The sequence below is a fragment of the Candidatus Abyssobacteria bacterium SURF_5 genome, from assembly GCA_003598085.1.
Lineage (GTDB): Bacteria > Abyssobacteria > SURF-5 > SURF-5 > SURF-5 > SURF-5.
This window is the reverse complement of the sequence record QZKU01000056.1, coordinates 14,087-31,086: the sequence shown is the minus strand read 5'-3', so window position 1 is coordinate 31,086 and position 17,000 is coordinate 14,087. Positions and strand designations below refer to the sequence as shown.

15 protein-coding genes are annotated in these 17,000 nt (G+C 55.1%); 10 read left to right on the top strand and 5 right to left on the bottom strand.

Annotated features, from left to right (window positions below):
- Nucleotides 1-272: 272 nt before the first annotated feature.
- From C4520_08115 to C4520_08100, 4 genes are all read left to right on the top strand, one after another.
- A complete protein-coding gene (locus C4520_08115; GenBank protein RJP22562.1) occupies nucleotides 273-1,682 on the top strand; it encodes a hypothetical protein in 1,410 nt (469 codons plus the stop codon).
- Nucleotides 1,683-2,014: 332 nt separating this feature from the next.
- Nucleotides 2,015-2,338, top strand: coding sequence for a carboxymuconolactone decarboxylase family protein (locus C4520_08110; protein RJP22561.1), 324 nt, complete (start codon nucleotides 2,015-2,017; stop codon nucleotides 2,336-2,338).
- 40 nt (nucleotides 2,339-2,378) lie between these two features.
- On the top strand, nucleotides 2,379-4,160 hold the full coding sequence (locus tag C4520_08105; protein ID RJP22560.1) for a TolC family protein: 1,782 nt from the start codon (nucleotides 2,379-2,381) through the stop codon (nucleotides 4,158-4,160).
- On the top strand, nucleotides 4,147-5,778 hold the full coding sequence (locus tag C4520_08100) for a TolC family protein (GenBank protein RJP22559.1): 1,632 nt from the start codon (nucleotides 4,147-4,149) through the stop codon (nucleotides 5,776-5,778). Before C4520_08105 ends, C4520_08100 begins: the two co-directional genes overlap by 14 nt.
- Before the next feature lie 223 nt (nucleotides 5,779-6,001).
- Here C4520_08100 and C4520_08095 read toward each other — a convergent pair whose 3' ends face one another.
- A complete protein-coding gene (locus C4520_08095) occupies nucleotides 6,002-6,475 on the bottom strand; it encodes a bifunctional nuclease family protein (protein ID RJP22558.1) in 474 nt (157 codons plus the stop codon).
- 197 nt (nucleotides 6,476-6,672) lie between these two features.
- Here C4520_08095 and C4520_08090 point away from each other — a divergent pair, with 197 nt between their 5' ends.
- From C4520_08090 to C4520_08075, 4 genes are read left to right on the top strand one after another with little or no spacing between them, the layout of a single operon-like run.
- Nucleotides 6,673-6,951, top strand: a complete 279-nt coding sequence (locus tag C4520_08090) for a hypothetical protein (GenBank protein RJP22557.1) — start codon at nucleotides 6,673-6,675, stop codon at nucleotides 6,949-6,951.
- A 37-nt stretch (nucleotides 6,952-6,988) separates the two neighbouring features.
- Complete coding sequence (locus C4520_08085) at nucleotides 6,989-8,140, top strand: galactonate dehydratase (protein RJP22556.1); 1,152 nt, start codon at nucleotides 6,989-6,991, stop codon at nucleotides 8,138-8,140.
- Nucleotides 7,936-8,913, top strand: coding sequence for a class I SAM-dependent methyltransferase (locus tag C4520_08080; GenBank protein ID RJP22555.1), 978 nt, complete (start codon nucleotides 7,936-7,938; stop codon nucleotides 8,911-8,913). The genes C4520_08085 and C4520_08080 overlap by 205 nt, the downstream gene beginning before the upstream one ends.
- Nucleotides 8,914-8,940: 27 nt before the next feature.
- Nucleotides 8,941-9,747 (top strand): methyltransferase domain-containing protein, encoded by an 807-nt coding sequence (locus C4520_08075; GenBank protein ID RJP22554.1) that lies wholly within the window; start codon nucleotides 8,941-8,943, stop codon nucleotides 9,745-9,747.
- A 21-nt stretch (nucleotides 9,748-9,768) separates the two neighbouring features.
- Here the strand turns inward: C4520_08075 and C4520_08070 are convergent, their stop codons facing one another.
- The 4 genes from C4520_08070 to C4520_08055 all read right to left on the bottom strand — a co-directional run bounded on the left by C4520_08070 (nucleotide 9,769) and on the right by C4520_08055 (nucleotide 14,041).
- Nucleotides 9,769-10,632, bottom strand: coding sequence for a carboxyvinyl-carboxyphosphonate phosphorylmutase (locus C4520_08070; GenBank protein ID RJP22553.1), 864 nt, complete (start codon nucleotides 10,630-10,632; stop codon nucleotides 9,769-9,771).
- A gap of 61 nt (nucleotides 10,633-10,693) precedes the next feature.
- Nucleotides 10,694-11,185, bottom strand: coding sequence for a 3-isopropylmalate dehydratase (locus C4520_08065; GenBank protein ID RJP22552.1), 492 nt, complete (start codon nucleotides 11,183-11,185; stop codon nucleotides 10,694-10,696).
- Nucleotides 11,186-11,188: 3 nt separating this feature from the next.
- Complete coding sequence (locus tag C4520_08060; GenBank protein RJP22551.1) at nucleotides 11,189-12,436, bottom strand: 3-isopropylmalate dehydratase large subunit; 1,248 nt, start codon at nucleotides 12,434-12,436, stop codon at nucleotides 11,189-11,191.
- Between the two features lie 303 nt (nucleotides 12,437-12,739).
- Entirely contained in the window at nucleotides 12,740-14,041 is a 1,302-nt protein-coding gene (locus C4520_08055; GenBank protein RJP22550.1) for a hypothetical protein, read from the bottom strand.
- Between the two features lie 304 nt (nucleotides 14,042-14,345).
- On the opposite strand from C4520_08055, the gene C4520_08050 reads away from it, so the two are divergent.
- The gene (locus C4520_08050) at nucleotides 14,346-15,623 is read left to right on the top strand and encodes a hypothetical protein (protein RJP22549.1); all 1,278 of its coding nucleotides are present in this window, start codon (nucleotides 14,346-14,348) and stop codon (nucleotides 15,621-15,623) included.
- Between the two features lie 77 nt (nucleotides 15,624-15,700).
- Nucleotides 15,701-16,963, top strand: coding sequence for an acyl-CoA dehydrogenase (locus C4520_08045; GenBank protein RJP22548.1), 1,263 nt, complete (start codon nucleotides 15,701-15,703; stop codon nucleotides 16,961-16,963).
- Nucleotides 16,964-17,000: the final 37 nt, after the last annotated feature.

The window sequence follows — 17,000 nt, the reverse complement described above, 5'->3', positions numbered from 1 at the left end:
AAACACCAAAGCTATCACTCAGAAGAAAAAGAACAAAAGCCGCCCTCGATCAAACTTTCCTACAGAAATTACTCGGAATTTAGATGCGTAAGCCCTGATATTCCGGCGAGCCGGTTGCGTTGTTAGGAAGTATCGTAGTAACAGTGGTATTGCTGGAGTGCAGTTTTGAGCTTACCCGCAAGTGCGAAATGAAAGTCCCTATTTTTTGAGGATGGCGAGCGAAAAATTCTCATTTTTTGTGATTTTTCGACCATTTTTCTCTTGACGCGGGGATGTGTTGCTGTGTATACTTCCTCACGAAAGGAGAACCACCTATGTACGTCCATCTGAATGCGCCGTTGTTCCCGTGGGAAGCGTTGGAAGATTCGCCGTCGATTGCGACACTGCGGCAGTTGTTGGCTGCGATCCCTGACGGACAATTGCTCGAATCGCTGCGCCAGTGGCGCGGTCAAGGTCGTAACGATTATCCGGTGCATGTGCTGTGGGGTGTGCTGGCGCTGACCATTGCGCTACGACATCAGGGAATCGAGCCGTGCCTTGCGGAGTTGTCGCGCAATAAGGATTTACGGGGGTTGATCGGGATAGAGTCGGAGAGCGGAATACCCAAGCCGTGGAACATGTCGCGCTTCTTGGAGGTGTTGGGCAGCGAGCCGCACCGGACTCTCGCGGGGAACGTGTTCAACGCCATGGTAAAGCCATTGGGAATAGCGGTGGAAGATTTGGGGCGCAATTCGGCGGGAGACGCGACTGCGCTCAACGCGCGTCACACCGAGAGCCCGGAAGGGCGGCGCAAGGATGCGGCAGAAGGACTGCCACAGGCCAGCGGAGGCCGTAAGGAATATGAGGACGAGGCGGGTCAAGTGGTCAGGGTATTGGAGTGGTTTGGATACAAGCTGCACCTGATTGTGGACGTCAAACACGAGGTGGCCCTGGGCTACGCGGTGACGGATACCAAGGCCGGAGACGGAGAAACGCTGCCGGCGGTGCTAAAGCAAGCGCAAGCTAATCTGCCGGCGGGCCGCATGCGAACCTTGGCATATGACAAAGCAGCGGACGGCGAGTCAGTGCATCGGGTTCTGCACAGGGAAAAAGTGAAACCGGTGATCCAGAACCGCTCCCTGTGGAAGGGGGAATCCGAGAGATCGTTACCCGGCCGCGAGGGCGAGGTGACGAACATGGTGCATGATGAAGCAGGAACGCTGTACTGCTATGATATGGAAAGCGATCCTTGTGTGCGGCACAAGATGGCCTATATCGGTCACGAACCGAATCGCGGGACGCTCAAATACCGGTGTCCGGCGCGCCACGAAGGTTGGCTTTGTCCCAGCGACAGGCCATGTAACGAGGATAAGAAGTATGGCAAGACGGTGCGAATTAAACAGGAACTCGATTTGCGGCGCTTTCCGCCCATTCCACGCTCGACTAAACAGTTTGAGCGTTTATACAAGGGCCGCACAGCGGTCGAGCGGGTCAATGCGCGCCTCAAACTGTTCTGGGGCGCTGATGACGGCAATATCACCGGAGCACGACGCTTCCACGCCTTCGTGGGTGCTGTAATGATAGTTCATCTGGCTTTCGCCACGCTCTTGGCCGCCACTCCTCGCTGTACTCGGACCTTTGGGCAAGATGCGGATGGGACATGTGCAAAAGGAATTGCAGGCCGCACTAAAGCGCTAGGCTGAACATCAACCCGCAATCAATCACCGCGGCACACTACAAAAGTCTTCTCAAGCAGGCTCTTCCCCACCTGTCCCGCCCAAACTCCCTCCATTTGGCTCTTATCCAGCGATTTCCTGCTTGATTTATTCACAACTTATCCATCCCCGTCATGTTTACACGTTTCACAGCGCAACCGGCTCTATTCCGGCATGGACTTCCCGCGCCATTGGGAGGCGCGCATTCCCGCCATCTTTTTTTCTTGTTGACTGCCGGCGGGGAAGGTGGTATGTTTATGTGAATATAGTCGTCGTATGCAGATAAGAAGCAGGTAGCTCAGGTATTACCGGAGGTGTATATGACCGAGCATTTTTATTCGAAAGACGCACTGCTGGCCATGGGAAAATTCGCCGAGGTAAAAGGGGATCTCCTTGCGGCTTTTGCCCAATTCAACCAGAAAGTGTTTGAGGCCGGAGCGCTGCCGGAGAAAACGAAGGAGCTGATTGCGGTCGGCTGCGCCCACATCACACACTGCCCGTACTGCATAGACGGCCACACGCGCAAGGCGAAAGAAGCCGGCGCAACGGATGAGGAGATAGCGGAAGCTATAATGGTAGGAGTCGCCTTGAGTGCGGGCGCCTCCATCGCTCACAGTTGCATAGCGATGAAAGCGATCGAATAGGGAAAACAAGCGCGTCGGGTATTGCCTTTTGACAACGACCATGACCCGGCGACGAATCCGGTTGAATTTCCAGGGGTCGCGGATATATAATAGGCAAACTTTTTCCTGCTGTTTCATCGTCTTCGCGAGGAGGTGGAGGAGAATGTTGCATCGGGTCAGGTTCTGTGTGTGCTTTTTGATTATAGTGGGCGCCACTCTTATTCTCGCCTCTTCTGCGGCGGCGCAAGAACCACCATCGCCGCAGGCTGAGCCTGTTGTCTCACGGCCGGCCGAACCGGACGCTGCGCCTTCAGCCGAGCAGCCTGCATCGTCCGCAGAGAATGCGATCCCGGCTCCTGAAGAACCGGCCATCCCGCCCCAGCGCGTAATCCCCCTCGGCCTGTGCGAGGTGGTTGCGCGGGCGCTTGCTTCGAATCTTGACATTGCCGTCGAACGCTTCGTGCCCGATATCCGTGATTCGGAAGTGCTCATCGCAAAAGGCGAGTTCGATCCCATCTTTCGGGTCGATTATTCGTATTCCGAAGCCGAAGTCCCGCAATCTTCTGTTGAGGGCTTGGCCACCTCTGCGGGCACAACAGAGACCCACGAGAATGAGTTGACAGGTTCGTTGTTCGGCAAGCTCATCAGCGGGGCCGAGTACAATCTGGTATTCGACCGCCAATTCTCCCAGTTTATCCGACATGACGCTTTTGATCCGGTTCTCGGGCCCCTTGGCACCATTGAAGACCCCTGGGAATATGTGCTCGATACGTATGTCGAGGTGACTCAGCCGCTCCTGAGGGATTTCGGCCTGAATGCGAACCTGGCCGGCATCAGGATCGCGCGCGCCCAGCGGTCAATCAGTCTCTATGATTTTCGCCAGAACGTGATCGATATTATTGCCGAAGTCCAAAGGGCCTATTGGAATCTGGTGCTCGCAATCGAAAACCTGCGGGTTACGGAAAACTCGCTGGTCCTCGCGAGGGACCTGCTCAGAGAGAATCGCATCCGACTCGAAGTCGGTACCATGTCGGTGCTGGAGGTTATCGAAGCGGAAGCAGGTGTCGCGCAGCGCGAGGAAGGCGTCATCGTTTCACGGAGTCTGGTCAAAGACGCCGAAGACAATTTGAAGCGCCTGCTCAACCTTTCGCGGGATTCCGACGAGTGGAACGTCATCATAGTGCCGACGGACAAGCCGGTCATCCTTGAAGAAGAATTTTCGCTGTCCGACCAGATCGAGATCGCCCTTGAGAACCGGCCCGACTACAAGAGCTCGCTGACGCAGGTGGAAAGCGACAGGATTAACGTCCAGTTTGCGCGGAATCAGACGCTTCCGGTAGTGGATATGCTGGGGCGCTACGAGTTCCAGGCGGTCGATAACGATCTGAACAACGCTTTGGATGACATAGGAACTGGAGAATCGCCAAGCTGGCAAGCGGGCCTGACGCTGGAATACCCGATCGGGAACCGGGCCGCAAAAGGAAACTATGAGGCTGCACGGCTTACGGAACAGCAGTCCATGTTGGTCTCCGAGAATCTGCGGCTCTTGATTATCGTGGACGTGCGACAAGCCATTCGCAGTATCGAAACCAGCCTGAAAAGCATCCAGGCAAGCCGCAAGACCACCGAATTCTCGCAAAGGAGCCTCGAGGCGGAGCAAAAGAAGCTGGAGGTGGGCATCTCGACCAGTCACGACGTGCTGGAATTTTTAGATGCCCTTATTGACGCGCAAAGACGCGAAGCCATTGCGAGAGTCAATTACAGGCTTGCGCTCGTCAATTTAGCCGCTGCGACCGGCACGATCCTGGAAAGAAGCAATATTGTCATTAATGAAGAGTTCTAGATGGTCGCTCGCAGGATTCGCCTTGGTCCTGTTCGTTCTCTTCGCACCCGTGTCCGTTCTTTCCGAAACGGATGCCCAATCCCGAATTGAGGAGGGCGAATCTCAAGGGCCGCCTGCGATTGAACAACTGCTGCCACCACAAAACCTGACGCCGCTCTCGCTGCGCGATGCGCTCTGCATCGCCCTGACCAACAGCCTTGATATTCAGATCCAGAGGTATTCACCTCGCATCAGTACTGTTGAAGTTGACGTCCAAAAAGGTGTTTTCGATCCAGTCGCGTTCTTCAATGCCACGTATGTCGACACTACCGTGCCGCTGCCCTCGAGCGTTTCGATTGCCACCGGAGGTCTGAATGCAGTCGAAGCCGAACAGTGGGTTTTAACGGGCGGCGTGGCGGGTGCGCTCCCATCCGGTCTCACGTATGAAGCGACTGTCATAAGCGAACATACTCCGATGTCGACGATCACTGAATTCCTTGGTACATCAGGACAGCAGCAGTTCGAGACGGTTCTGAGCGTTTCTCAGCCGCTCCTGAAAAATTTCGGCATAGATGTTAATACAACCGGAATACGTGCAGCCGAAATCAATAAAGAAGCCTCGATCGCTCTGTTCGAGCAGGCCGTCATAGATACGTTCTTTGAAGTAGAGCAGGCATATTGGAACCTCGTGTTCGCCTATAAGAACCTGTACGTGAAGTTGAACTCCCTCAACGTTGCGCAAAACCTGCTTCGTGAGAACCGGATACGACTGAGAGTGGGTGTTGTGGCGCCGCTTGACGTCCTGCAGTCGGAAACAGGGGTCGCTTTCAGGGAAGAGGAAGTGATAGTAGCCTTGAGCCTGCTGGAGACAGCAAGCGACACGCTGGTTTCGCTTATCAATTTATTTCCGGAACAGATGAATTGGGATCTTGTAGTCTTCCCTACCGATGAGGTGGATTTCGCTCCGCCGGATAAATATGCCGAAGCGGAAGAAATAGCGACCGCTTTTCGATCAAGACGCGATCTCGAGGCGCTTCTTCTCCAGCGTGAAGCGGGTGAACTTCAGGCGAAATTCGCAAAGAATCAGCTCCTGCCGGCGCTGAATCTGAACGCAACTGTCGGGCTTATCGGACTGGACGAAGATTTCGGCGTCTCGCTCATACAGCCGCCGGATATAGGCATCGACCCTGCGGCTGACGACCTTTTCTCGGGAGACAATTTTCAGTGGTTGCTCGGGTTCACGTTCGAGATGCCGCTCGGCCGGAATTTCGAGCGAGGCCAATACCGCGTGGCAAACCTCACGGTCTCGCAGTTGGATAGCTCAATCCAAAACGTGCGCCTGCTGATCATACAGGACGTTCGCAACGCGCTTCGGCAGATCGCCACGACATGGGAACGCGTTCAGGCCGCTCGCGTGACAATGGATTTCCGCAAAAAAAGCCTCGATGCCGAAAAGAAGAGATATGAAGTAGGCGCAACGACCACGTTCGATCTCCTGCAGTTCGAGGAGGAACTTGCCGAAGCCGAGGCCAGGCTGGTCAACGCGCAAGCGGATTATCGAATCGCCCTGTCCAACCTTCGCCGCGCCACCGGAACCTTGCTCCAATATCTGAATGTGCGCGTGGATATCGCCTCCTGAATATCTCTCCAAGTCCGATTCATAACGCGCTGATTCAGCGGTTTCTCCTCCGGATAAGACGATCAATGCGCCGGAAGGGATTCTCGCCGATGGCGGCAAAAGATCAGGCGGATACGCATCCAATCGCAGGCTTCATCAGGAGGATGCTACTGGGGACGTAATGCTGAGGGGATGTTCGGAACTGAGACGCGCCCGGGAACAAGAAAAATGGTGAGGATAGCGGTTAATCCAGGAAATCTTCTTCTCCCTCGTCTTCCTCGCCTCCCTCCGTCTCCTCCTGCGGAATACTGTCTTGTCCGGCGACCCGAAGAACTTCTTCCTCGACAAAGATGGGGCTGGCCATCCGGACCGCCAGCGCAATGGCATCACTGGGACGGCAGTCGATCTTTATGATGCTCATGTCGCCCTCGCCATTGGCTTCCTGATTCAACATGAGATAGGCGTAGAAAGTGCCGCCTTCAAGCTTGTAAACTTGCACACTTTGCAGGCTGGTCTGGAAACCTTTCAGGATGAACGTGATCAGGTCGTGCGTCATCGGACGCGGCATCTCGACCTTCTCCATCCCGTTCGCGATCGCAAAAGCTTCCGCATTTCCCACGAGAATCGGCAGGATTCTGTCCTCATACCTGAGAATGACAATCGGCCTTTTTAGTACATCATACATCACGCCGTCCAGCTTCATTTCAAGTAATGCCATAATACGATTCCTCCCTCAGTATGATTTGCTAATTCGATTATACAAATCCCGGAATGAAAGTGCAAGGACTGCACGAAAATGCCCAATGGCTAGTCTTGCCCGTCGAGACGGTTCTCATTTCGCCGGATTCGCTCTTTATGATAAAATGAGACGAATTCCGCACGTACACGCGAACGTTGTTAACGGGAGGAGGCGGCATGAAGAATAATGCGCTGAAAATAGATCAAAAAGACAACGTGGCCATAGCAGTTCATCCGATAGCCAAAGGCGAAGCGGTTGTAGTCGAAGGCAAACCGCTGGTGGAAACCATTGAGGATGTCGATGCGGGCCATAAAGTGGCGCTTTCGGAAATCCGGAAGGGGGAAGAGGTGTTCCGTTATGGCGAGCCGATCGTAGAGGCCACGCGCGCAATCAAGAAGGGCGAATGGGTCCACGTGCACAATACTCAGCCGATCCCGGGCGATTTGAAAGATTAAGGATATCGGCGGCAAAAGGCTCAATAAGGAGGAGGAAATGAATTTCTCAGGATACAAGCGGGAGGACGGGCGGTTCGGCACGCGGAACCATGTCATGGTCATGTCGTCGGTTGCCTGCGCTAACGGAGTTGTGGACGCCATCAGCCGTGCGCTGCCCGAGATCGTTCCGCTGACGCATCCCTATGGCTGCGGGTGTGGACCTGAAGATCTCGGCGTGATGATGCGCACTCTTTCCGGACTTCTGAATAATCCGAACGTGGGCGCGGCTCTTGTGATCGGCCACGGATGCGAAAATCTGAACAGCTCCTTTCTCACGCAAGTTGTGGAAAACAAGCCCATCGAGGCGCTTGTGATTCAGGATTCCGGCGGCAGCGCAGCCACTACGGCGAAGGGCATTGAGATCGCAAGCCGATTCCTGAAGCAGCTCGAGCGGCAGGAGCGAGTGTCGGCGCCGGCAAGCGAGCTGATTATCGCGCTCGAGTGCGGCGGGTCGGACGCTTTCTCCGGCATCACCGCTAACCCGGCCGTCGGCGCGGCGGCTGATCTTCTCGTGCGCGAGGGCGGCACTGTCATTCTGAGCGAGACGACAGAAATGATCGGGACGGCCCATATCCTCAAACGCCGGTGCGCAACTCCCGAACTTGGCGAGCAGGTGGAGCGCCTCGTGAACAACCATGAGAGGCACGTGCGCGAGAGCCTCGGAGAACTCGCGGGAATGGTGATCGCACCCGGCAACATCGACGGCGGCCTCTCGTCAATCACGGAAAAATCGCTCGGCTGTATCAGAAAGGGCGGGACAACTCCTATTACCGAAATTGTCGAATATGCCGGCAAACCGACCAACCGCGGGTTCGTCATCATGGATACGCCCGGCTACGACATCGACTCGATGGCCGGCATGGCGGCCGCCGGAGCACAGCTCATTCTTTTCACTACGGGCCGGGGCTCGGTCGCCGGATTCCCCGCTATCCCGGTCGTCAAAGTGTGCAGCAACTCGCGCACCTTCAACAAGATGCCGGGAGACATGGACGTGAACGCAGGCGCGATAACCGACGCGGGCAAAACCATCGAGGAGGTCGGTCGGCAGATTTTCGACCTGGCGCTCGAGGTCGCGAGCGGCAAGCGCACCTGCGCCGAATTGAACCGGTCCATTCCCTTCAATTACTTGAAGCAGGGACCGACTTTTTGACGGAATATCTTTTCGGTGATTCTGACCTGGCGGGACACCGGCTAAAAATCCTTGCGGAGGTCTATGCCGATTCCACCAAAGCGTTTGTAATTGGCCATGTTCGAAGGAAGCCGCGCCTTTTCTTCGACGTGGGATGTGGACCCGGCTATACCACGCATCTCATCGCAAACGTTCTTGGCTGCGAGCAAGCTGTCGGGTTGGATAATTCTGAACACTTCATATCTCTGGCTCAAAAATCCGCCACGGACAGCGTTTCCTTTCAGCTTCATGATGTTACAAAAATTCCCTTTCCCGCCGGTCCCGCGGATCTCCTTTTCTGCCGGTTCCTCATGACGCATCTCCTCGATCCGCAGGCTGCGCTTTCTCGGTGGGCGACGCAGGTGGTCCCTAAAGGTCTTCTCCTGATTGAAGAAGTGGAAACCATCATGACGGCGAACCCAATATTTACGGAGTATCTCCAGATCGTTGACGCAATGCTGAAGGCTCAAAACCGCATGCTTTACATAGGTCCGTCACTGGATTCAATCCACCCGCCGGGCTCGCTGAAAAAGGTAAGGAGCACCCTAAACCAGTTAGTTGTGCCAACCCACCAGGCGGCATTGATGTTTTATCTCAATATCCAAACATGGAAACGTCAACCGTTTGTCCGGACAAATTATTACAGTTCATCGATTGAAAATTTGGAAAAAGCAATGGGAATTCTGAGCGCCGCAAAGAAGGACGAAATCGAAATCCAATGGACCTTGCGGCAGATGGTGTTTGAGAGCAGATAATGAATTGACTTCGGAGGGCGAAACGTGATGAAGAAACCATACGTCCACGGATACGATCACAGGGAAAATATTCGCCTCCAGGATCAGGCATCGACCTTAGTCGAACTTTTGCATTCCGACACCTCATATCCGGCGGGGAGCGAGGTTCTGGAAGCCGGCTGCGGAGTCGGTGCTCAGACTGTCACCTTGGCCCGAACCAGCCCCTGCGCATCCATCATCTCCATTGATTTCTCCGAAGCTTCCGTCGCGGAAGCGAAACGAGCGGTCGAGGCAGCCGGCTTAACCAATGTCCAATTCCAGCAGGGCGACATCTTCCACCTGTCATTCAAGCCTGCATCCTTCGACCATGTCTTTGTCTGCTTTGTTCTCGAACATCTATCAAACCCCGTCGAGGCGTTACGTTCGCTCAAGGAAGTTCTCAGGCCCGCCGGAACCATCACCGTCATCGAGGGCGACCACGGTTCAGCCTATTTTTATCCCGATAATGAGGCAGCACATAAAGCGATCCAATGTCAAGTCGAACTACAGAAACGGGTCGGCGGCAATGCCATGATAGGGAGACAACTCTTCCCGCTCTTGAGAAAAGCAGGTTTTCACTTGATTCGCGTCTCTCCGAGAATGGTCTATGCCGATTCCAGCAAACCGGAACTTGTTGAAGGATTTACAAAGAAGACTTTCACCGCCATGATTGAAGGCGTTCGCGGCTGTGCTCTTGAGGCGGGGCTAATCGATGCGTTTACTTTTGACAGAGGCATTGAAGCCCTCTACAGAACGGCACAATTGGATGGGGTGTTCTGTTACACGTTTTTCAAAGCGGTTGCGGAAAAGAAGTGAGCAAAGTCATTCCCTGCGAAATCAAATGTCCGCTTTATACTTCTCTTCCAGTTCGCTGTAGCGGGGCACGCCGATGAACTGATTAAACTGCATGAAGGCCGCCAGGATGTCGCCAAAGGCAGCGGGTCGGCCGATCTCTTTCAATTGCTTCAGCGCGTCGATATTCGCCTGAATCGTTGCCGCAAGACAGACGGCGGGAAAGATAGCGACGGCAAACCCCATTTCCTCGAGGCGTTCCACCGGCAGCGCGGGCGTTCGAGGCGCCATATTGATCAAGCAGGGCACGGGAAACAACTTCGGGATGAGCTCCATTTGCTCTTCGGTCTCGGGCGCTTCCACGAAAAGCACATCCACGCCCGTCTCCACATATGCATTCGCCCGCTCGACCGTTGCGTCCCATCCCTCGACTGCAAGCGCATCGGTACGCACAATAATCAGGAAATCGTCCGTGCTCCTCGCATCAACTGCGGCCCGCAGTTTGGACGTCATCTCTTCTTTGGGAATCAGCTGTTTCCCGGTCATATGACCGCAGCGTTTCGGCCAGATCTGGTCCTCGATATGAAGGGCGGCGGCCCCGGCCTTCTCGTATTCCCGGACGGTCCGAATGACGTTCACCGGATTTCCGTAGCCGGTGTCGGCGTCGGCGATAAGCGGGATATCGACCGCGCCGGCTATAGCGCGGACGTTTTGCAGCATCTCGCTCATGGTAAGCAGGCCGATGTCGGGCAGACCCAGCATCGAAGCCGCCGTTCCAAAACCTGTCATATAGACGGCTTCAAATCCGGCGCCCTCGATCATCTTTGCAGTCAGCGCATCATAGGCGCCCGGCGCAACAATGATCTTTTTGCAAGCGAGCAGTTCTTTCAGTTTTTTCCCTTGGCTCATGGTCCCACCTTTTCCGCAATCGGACAGGCTCTATGCTTCGGAAAAAAGATGGTGGAAACGATCATATTTCCACTAACAATTTCATAATGCCGCCTTTTTTGAGCGAGGTCAGCATCATGGCATTGAGGGGGAGCCCGGGCAGCGTCTTCTTGTTCTTGAGAATAGTCACCTGCGCCGCATCGAGATCGATTTCGATCTCGTCTCCCTGCGTGATTTCACGGGAAACATGTGGACAAACAAGCACCGGCAGCCCGATGGCTATCGAGTTTCTGAAGAAGATGCGGCCGAAATTCTCCGCGACTACCGCTGCAACTCCAATGTACTTCAATGCCTCGGGAGCCGTCTCCCTGCTGGATCCACAGCCGAAGTTGGAACCGCCGACAATGATTTCGCCCGGCTGAAACTTCTTGGCAAAATCGGGATCGACCGGCTCGAGCACATGCCGGCTCATCTCTTCGACCGGAAGGTCCATGTACTGGCTGGGAGTGATTTGATCTGTGTCCACGTTGTCCCCGAAGGTCCACGTTTTTCCTCTTATTTTCAATCGCTCCATGTTCTACTCCTCGCGCGGGTCGGCGATCTCGCCGCGGACAGCCGAAGCCGCCACGGTGGCCGGAGATGCCAGATAGACTTCCGCCTCCGCGCTTCCCATGCGGCCCTTGAAGTTGCGATTCGTTGAAGAGACGCAGACTTCACCCGGCGCAAGCAAACCGGTGTGTGCGCCGAAGCACGGACCGCAGCTCGGGTTACACATGATCGCCCCTGCCTTCAAAAATATCTCGACCACACCCTCCATCACCGCCTGCAGGTACACTTGGCGCGAGGCCGGATATACATAAAGACGAACGGAAGGGGGAATCGTCTTTCCTTCCAGTATCCGCGCGGCCGTCTTCAAATCGCTGTAGCGACCGTTCGTGCACGAACCCAAAATCGCCTGCTGGATCGGCAGGCCCTTCAATTTGGCCACCGGCTTGACATTATCCACAGCATGCGGGCACGCTACCTGCGGCTCAAGTTCGGCCAGATCGATTTCGTGCGTTGCAGCATATTTCGCATCGGCATCGGCCGAAAGCTTGCCAGCGCCCTCGACTCGCCCGGAAAGAAAAGACAATGTTTTATCATCAGCATCGAAAAAGCCGAATTTGGCCCCTATTTCAACCGCCATGTTGCTGATCGTCATGCGCCCTTCAATGTCGATTGAGGCCGCGCCGGAACCCACGAATTCGATCGCTTTATACTGCGCCACCTCGGTCCCGAACGTGCCGGCAATGCTTAAAATGGCGTCTTTCGCAAATACTGCGCGCGGAAGCTCCCCTTCCAGCCGAAGTCGCACGGTCTCGGGAACCAGAAACCATAACTCGCCGCGAGCGAGCACGTACGCCATCTCCGTCGTGCCCAGGCCGGTTCCGGCAGCCGCGAGAGCGCCATACGTGCAGGTATGAGAATCGGTGCCGACAATAAGGTCGCCCGGGCGAACATGGCCTTGCTCCATCATGACTTGGTGGCAGATGCCCTCCCGCTCACCATAAAACGCTTGAATCCCGGCGTCCTTGACGGCATTTCTGATCATCATATGGGCGGTGGCCAGTCGTTCGGTCGGCGCCGGAACGTAATGATCGAACAGAACCACCACTTTGCGCGGATCCCAAATCTCACTGACGCCCGCCCCCATGAGCTGGAGCCAACTCATCGCGAAACCTTCATGCAGCATCGCACAATCGACTGGCGCCACAACATATTCGCCCGCCGAAACCTGTCGCCCGACCTTCGTAGAAAAAATTTTTTCGGCAATTGTCTGGCCCATGTGCATTCTCCCAGTAAAGAAGGAAGATGAAGAAAGCTGCCGCAGTATATACCATTCGGGATGATTAGAGCAACTGGAACATACTCGGGGTCAGACAACGGGCATTTATCGCCGCTTTCTATAGCGAAAGAAGAGCTTGGAAGTGATTCCCGCTGCTGTCAGATGCTTCGATCGAGATCAAGAAATTTACTCGAGCCGGGCTTCCCGTTCATTGAAGATCTTGCATATCCTGCCGTAAAAAAGAGGGCCGGCTCGACGGGAGCCGGCCCAACAGTGGAGAAAATAGGAGAGAAAAAGTCTCTCCTATCGAGACAGAATTTCGATTTCAATTCTTCTGTTTTCAGCGCGTCCTTCAGGAGTTTCGTTGGTGGCTATCGGCTGCGTTTCGCCCAGGCCGCGGGTAGACATCCGCGAGGGATCGACTCCCTTGGAAACGAAATAATCTCTGACCGCCTCGGCCCTTCGCTCCGACAGGGTCTGATTGTATCCCATCGAGCCGATGCTGTCGGTATGCCCTTTGATCTCCACCCGCATGCTCGGGTTATTCTTGAGAACCTGCACGTTCTGGTCGAGTACATCAAAGTACTGAGGCTGGATGTCGAATTTGTTGTATTCGAAATTGATGCCCTGGATGCTCCAGCATCCGACCGAATCGACCGTGGCGCCCTTCGGCGTATTCGGGCATCGATCCAGGTAGTCCGGCACACCGTCGCCGTCGCTGTCCGGCGGACAACCGTTTTCATCCACCTTCACACCTGCAGGCGTACCGGGACATTTATCGAGATAATCGGGAACGCCGTCTTTATCGCTGTCCAGCGGACATCCTCTTCCATCTACTTTTACGTTCGGCGGAGTGTTCGGGCATCGGTCGGCGGCATCGAGCACGCCGTCGCCGTCACTGTCCCTGTCGGTCCTCTCATAGAAAATTTGGGTAATAAAGTCTCTCATTCCCGCTTCGGATTGAAGCCGATCGGCGATCACAGCCATCCCGCAGCCGCTATGCTCTGCGACCGACTGCATTATCCTTCTGCCTTCCTCGGACTCGCCGACATGGATCGTATGAATGCACAGCCGGTCGCGGTACATTTCCTTGAGTTCCAGCACCGGCTCGATCGGATCGCGGCTAACGTTTTCGCCGTCGCTGACAACAAGGACCGCTATGTTGCCTTGCGTGTCTTCCAGATCGCCCTGAGCCTTCGTCAGCGCCCAGGCGAGCGGCGTATTCCCGCACCCGGCTTTGAGATCATCAATCAGGCTCGCCATTGCGGTGCGGTCATAGGATTGGATCGGCTGAACGAGAATCGTATCGTCATACGTGCTCTTGCCGAACGTGCGCATTCCGGCCGAGTCCAGGCCCTGCGGTATTCCGGAATTGAACGAGGAGAGAACACCCCTTTCAATCTCTATCTTGGCATCTTCCTTCATCGAACGGGAAATATCGGCGACCACCAGCAGGTTGTCGACGATCACCGTATATCCCAGCGCCGGCGGCGGCACGGGCTGCATCATGGCGAAACCAGGAGCTTCCGCCGGTGTTGTCGCGCATCCTGCAGCCGTAAGCAGACAAAAGAATACAATAAGTAGTCCTACCGTCTTTCGTTTCATAACATTCTCCCTTTTTGTACTGTCGAACTGTTTTCGCTGAACGTTTGTTGGCCAGCCAGATTCTGATCTGATAGAAACGATTCAGAACAAATATAGCCCTTCTAAGACGTTTTGTAAAGAGCAGAGGAAAAGGTTTCGATTAAAAATAAACAAGTTGCGCAGGAGGCATAGCGGCCTCTTGGGACGAGTGTCGCTCAACGAACATCCATGAAATGTTCCACAACCCGTCCAAATAATCCGGATGTCTGGAAATGCCGCAGGCGGATCAGTATAATAACCGCAACTTCCTGAAAGGAGAGTCATTATGCGGAACGGCAAGATCGTTCTCCTGGTCTTTGTTCTGTTTCTGAGCGGGTTTCAACCAAGCAGTTCGGCTCGGGCCGGTTCCCCCGGCCGCGCGGAATCAAGGAATGTGGAGCTTGTCGGTCACCTTGATATTGAGGGCGGGGGCATGGTCGATGTCCACAACGGAATTGCATACATCGGGCACATGGAGCCCCCATATGCCACCAGCATTCTGGACGTTTCGGATCCGGTGCGGCCGGAGATATTGTCTCGGATCGAAGCGCGTTCGCGCACGCATTCGCACAAGGCTCGGGCATGCGGAAATATCTTGATAATCAATTTCGAGCAGTATTCGGAATCAATGGCCGGTTACGTTTTCGATACGCTTTTTCGCAAACCCGAGAAAGTGGGGCTGGGTGTATTCGATGTGTCCGATCTCACCGCGCCGCGCGAACTTGCATTTTTTGAAGTTAGCGGCGTGAATCTGCAGAATGCGCCGGCAGGGGTGCATCGTTTCGAATTTGACTGCGAAAGAAAGCTGGCCTACATCAGCGCGACCGCCGATGGGTACCGCGGAAATATAGTCATGGTGCTCGATCTGAGCGATCCGGCGCACCCGACCGAAGCTGGGCGATGGTGGCTCTCAGGTCAGTATACGGCCGGCGGCGAAAAACCCTCTTGGCGCCGCAATAATTTTCATGTGCATCACCCGAACCGGCTGGACGACCGCCTGTACGTGCCGCTGTGGTTTGGAGGGTTTGCCATTGTGGATATCGAGAGCATGGCCAATCCAAAAACCGTAACATACCTGAACCCGAACCACAAATCGCCGATACATACCGCAGTGCCCGTGGCCCATGAGATTTCGGGGAAGAGGTGGCTCATTATTTTTGATGAGGATATCAGCGATGAGTGCGAAGACCCTCCGGCCTCGATGTGGATGGTCGATATCACGGACGAGCGGAATCCTTCGATCGTGTCTCAGTTCACCTTGCCCGAAGGCGGCAAGTACAGCCGCTGCGACGGCCAAAAAGGCAAGCGGTTCGGCGCTCATCAACCGCACGAGAAGATCGGCGAAGATAACCTGGTTTACTCTGCCTGGTTCTCCGGCGGATTGCGCATTATTGACATATCTGATCCGTACCACCCGAAAGAGGCCGGGCATTATGTTCCCAAGCCGGTGAGCCCATCGAAATTTCCGCAGACAAATGACGTCTTTGTGGATGAAGGCGGCCTGATATATATCATCGACCGCTACAATGGCTTGGACATCCTCAGATTCCGAAGGGAACCTTGAATCCACCTTTGCAACAGGATATAATACGCGCAGCATCCCTATCCCGCACATATGTTATTCTGCGAGGAGGCGCCCCGATGATCGATTTTGAACTGCCGGAACAGATAGTCGCAGCGCAAAAAGAAACGCATCAGATGGCTCTGAAGCACATGCGTCCGATCGCCCGCGAATATGATGAACGCGAGCACGAGAAGCCATGGGACTACATTTCCGTGATATGGGAAGATGTGAAAAAAGAGGCGGCCGATCAGCTCGCGCTGCTCGATCAGTCCGAGGAGCAGCAAAAAGACGCTCGGAAAAGAAGTTTCTTGCGCGCCGGCGGACAGCCGATGATCCTGACTGCCATTCTTGCAGAGGAACGCGCTTGGGGAGACGCCGGTATCAACCTGTGCAATCCCGGCCCCCGGCTCGGCGGAGCAGCAATCAATGCCGTTGGCACTCCTTCTCAAAAGCGGCGCTTCTTCCAGCGCTTCACCGAAGGTCCGCCCAAATGGGGCGCGATGGCGATTACCGAGGCCAATGCCGGATCTGATACGGCCGCAATCACCTGCACCGCTACTCGCGACGGCGATTCCTGGATCCTCAATGGTGAGAAAATCTTTGTTACCAGCGGCAAAATGGCATGTGAGGAAAGCGATGGATTTGTGGTAGTCTGGGCCACCATTGACAAGGCGGCCGGCCGCGCAGGCATAAAAAGTTTTGTGGTCGAAAAAGGGACGCCCGGCATGACTGTCACAAAGCTTGAGCATAAACTGGGCATTCGCGCGTCGGATACGGCTACCGTTATCTTCGAAGATTGCCGCATCCCGCTTGATAACATTCTCGGCAGTCCCGAAGTGCAGCAGAAGGGGACCACCAAAGGGTTCAAGGGCGTGATGGCCACGTTCGACGCGACACGGCCGGGCATCGCCGCCGGCGCAATCGGAATCGGGCGTGCCGCCCTCGAATTCGTCAAGGAAAAGCTGGCGGAGCAGGGGATCGAAGTGCGGTATGGTATTTCGCCTTATAAAATGAACGCCGTCGAGAAGGACATTCACAGCATGGAAGCAAACCTGAAGGCAGCGCGTCTGCTCACCTGGCGTGCATGCTGGATGCTCGACCGCAAGGAGCGCAACAGCCTGCAGGCCTCGATGGCGAAAGCGAAAGCGGGCCTGGCCGTCACCCATATTTGCCAGAAGGCGGTCGAACTGATGGGACCGCTCGGCTATTCGCGGGAATACCTGCTGGAGAAGTGGATGCGCGACTGCAAGATCAACGATATCTTCGAGGGAACCGGCCAGATCAACATGCTGATTGTCGCCCGCAATATCCTTGGCTATGGAAGGGATCTGCTGAAGTAGAATTTTCCGGCCGCCATCCACGCGAGGGGACCATAAG

Bases quoted from the DNA above. Each gene is read 5' to 3' on its own strand.
- C4520_08115 (RJP22562.1), top strand. From the start codon at position 273: ATGTGTTGCTGTGTATACTTCCTCACGAAAGGAGAACCACCTATGTAC.
- C4520_08110 (RJP22561.1), top strand. From the start codon at position 2,015: ATGACCGAGCATTTTTATTCGAAAGACGCACTGCTGGCCATGGGAAAA.
- C4520_08105 (RJP22560.1), top strand. From the start codon at position 2,379: ATGACCCGGCGACGAATCCGGTTGAATTTCCAGGGGTCGCGGATATAT.
- C4520_08100 (RJP22559.1), top strand. From the start codon at position 4,147: ATGAAGAGTTCTAGATGGTCGCTCGCAGGATTCGCCTTGGTCCTGTTC.
- C4520_08095 (RJP22558.1), bottom strand. From the start codon at position 6,475: ATGGCATTACTTGAAATGAAGCTGGACGGCGTGATGTATGATGTACTA.
- C4520_08090 (RJP22557.1), top strand. From the start codon at position 6,673: ATGAAGAATAATGCGCTGAAAATAGATCAAAAAGACAACGTGGCCATA.
- C4520_08085 (RJP22556.1), top strand. From the start codon at position 6,989: ATGAATTTCTCAGGATACAAGCGGGAGGACGGGCGGTTCGGCACGCGG.
- C4520_08075 (RJP22554.1), top strand. From the start codon at position 8,941: ATGAAGAAACCATACGTCCACGGATACGATCACAGGGAAAATATTCGC.
- C4520_08070 (RJP22553.1), bottom strand. From the start codon at position 10,632: ATGAGCCAAGGGAAAAAACTGAAAGAACTGCTCGCTTGCAAAAAGATC.
- C4520_08065 (RJP22552.1), bottom strand. From the start codon at position 11,185: ATGGAGCGATTGAAAATAAGAGGAAAAACGTGGACCTTCGGGGACAAC.
- C4520_08060 (RJP22551.1), bottom strand. From the start codon at position 12,436: ATGGGCCAGACAATTGCCGAAAAAATTTTTTCTACGAAGGTCGGGCGA.
- C4520_08055 (RJP22550.1), bottom strand. From the start codon at position 14,041: ATGAAACGAAAGACGGTAGGACTACTTATTGTATTCTTTTGTCTGCTT.
- C4520_08050 (RJP22549.1), top strand. From the start codon at position 14,346: ATGCGGAACGGCAAGATCGTTCTCCTGGTCTTTGTTCTGTTTCTGAGC.
- C4520_08045 (RJP22548.1), top strand. From the start codon at position 15,701: ATGATCGATTTTGAACTGCCGGAACAGATAGTCGCAGCGCAAAAAGAA.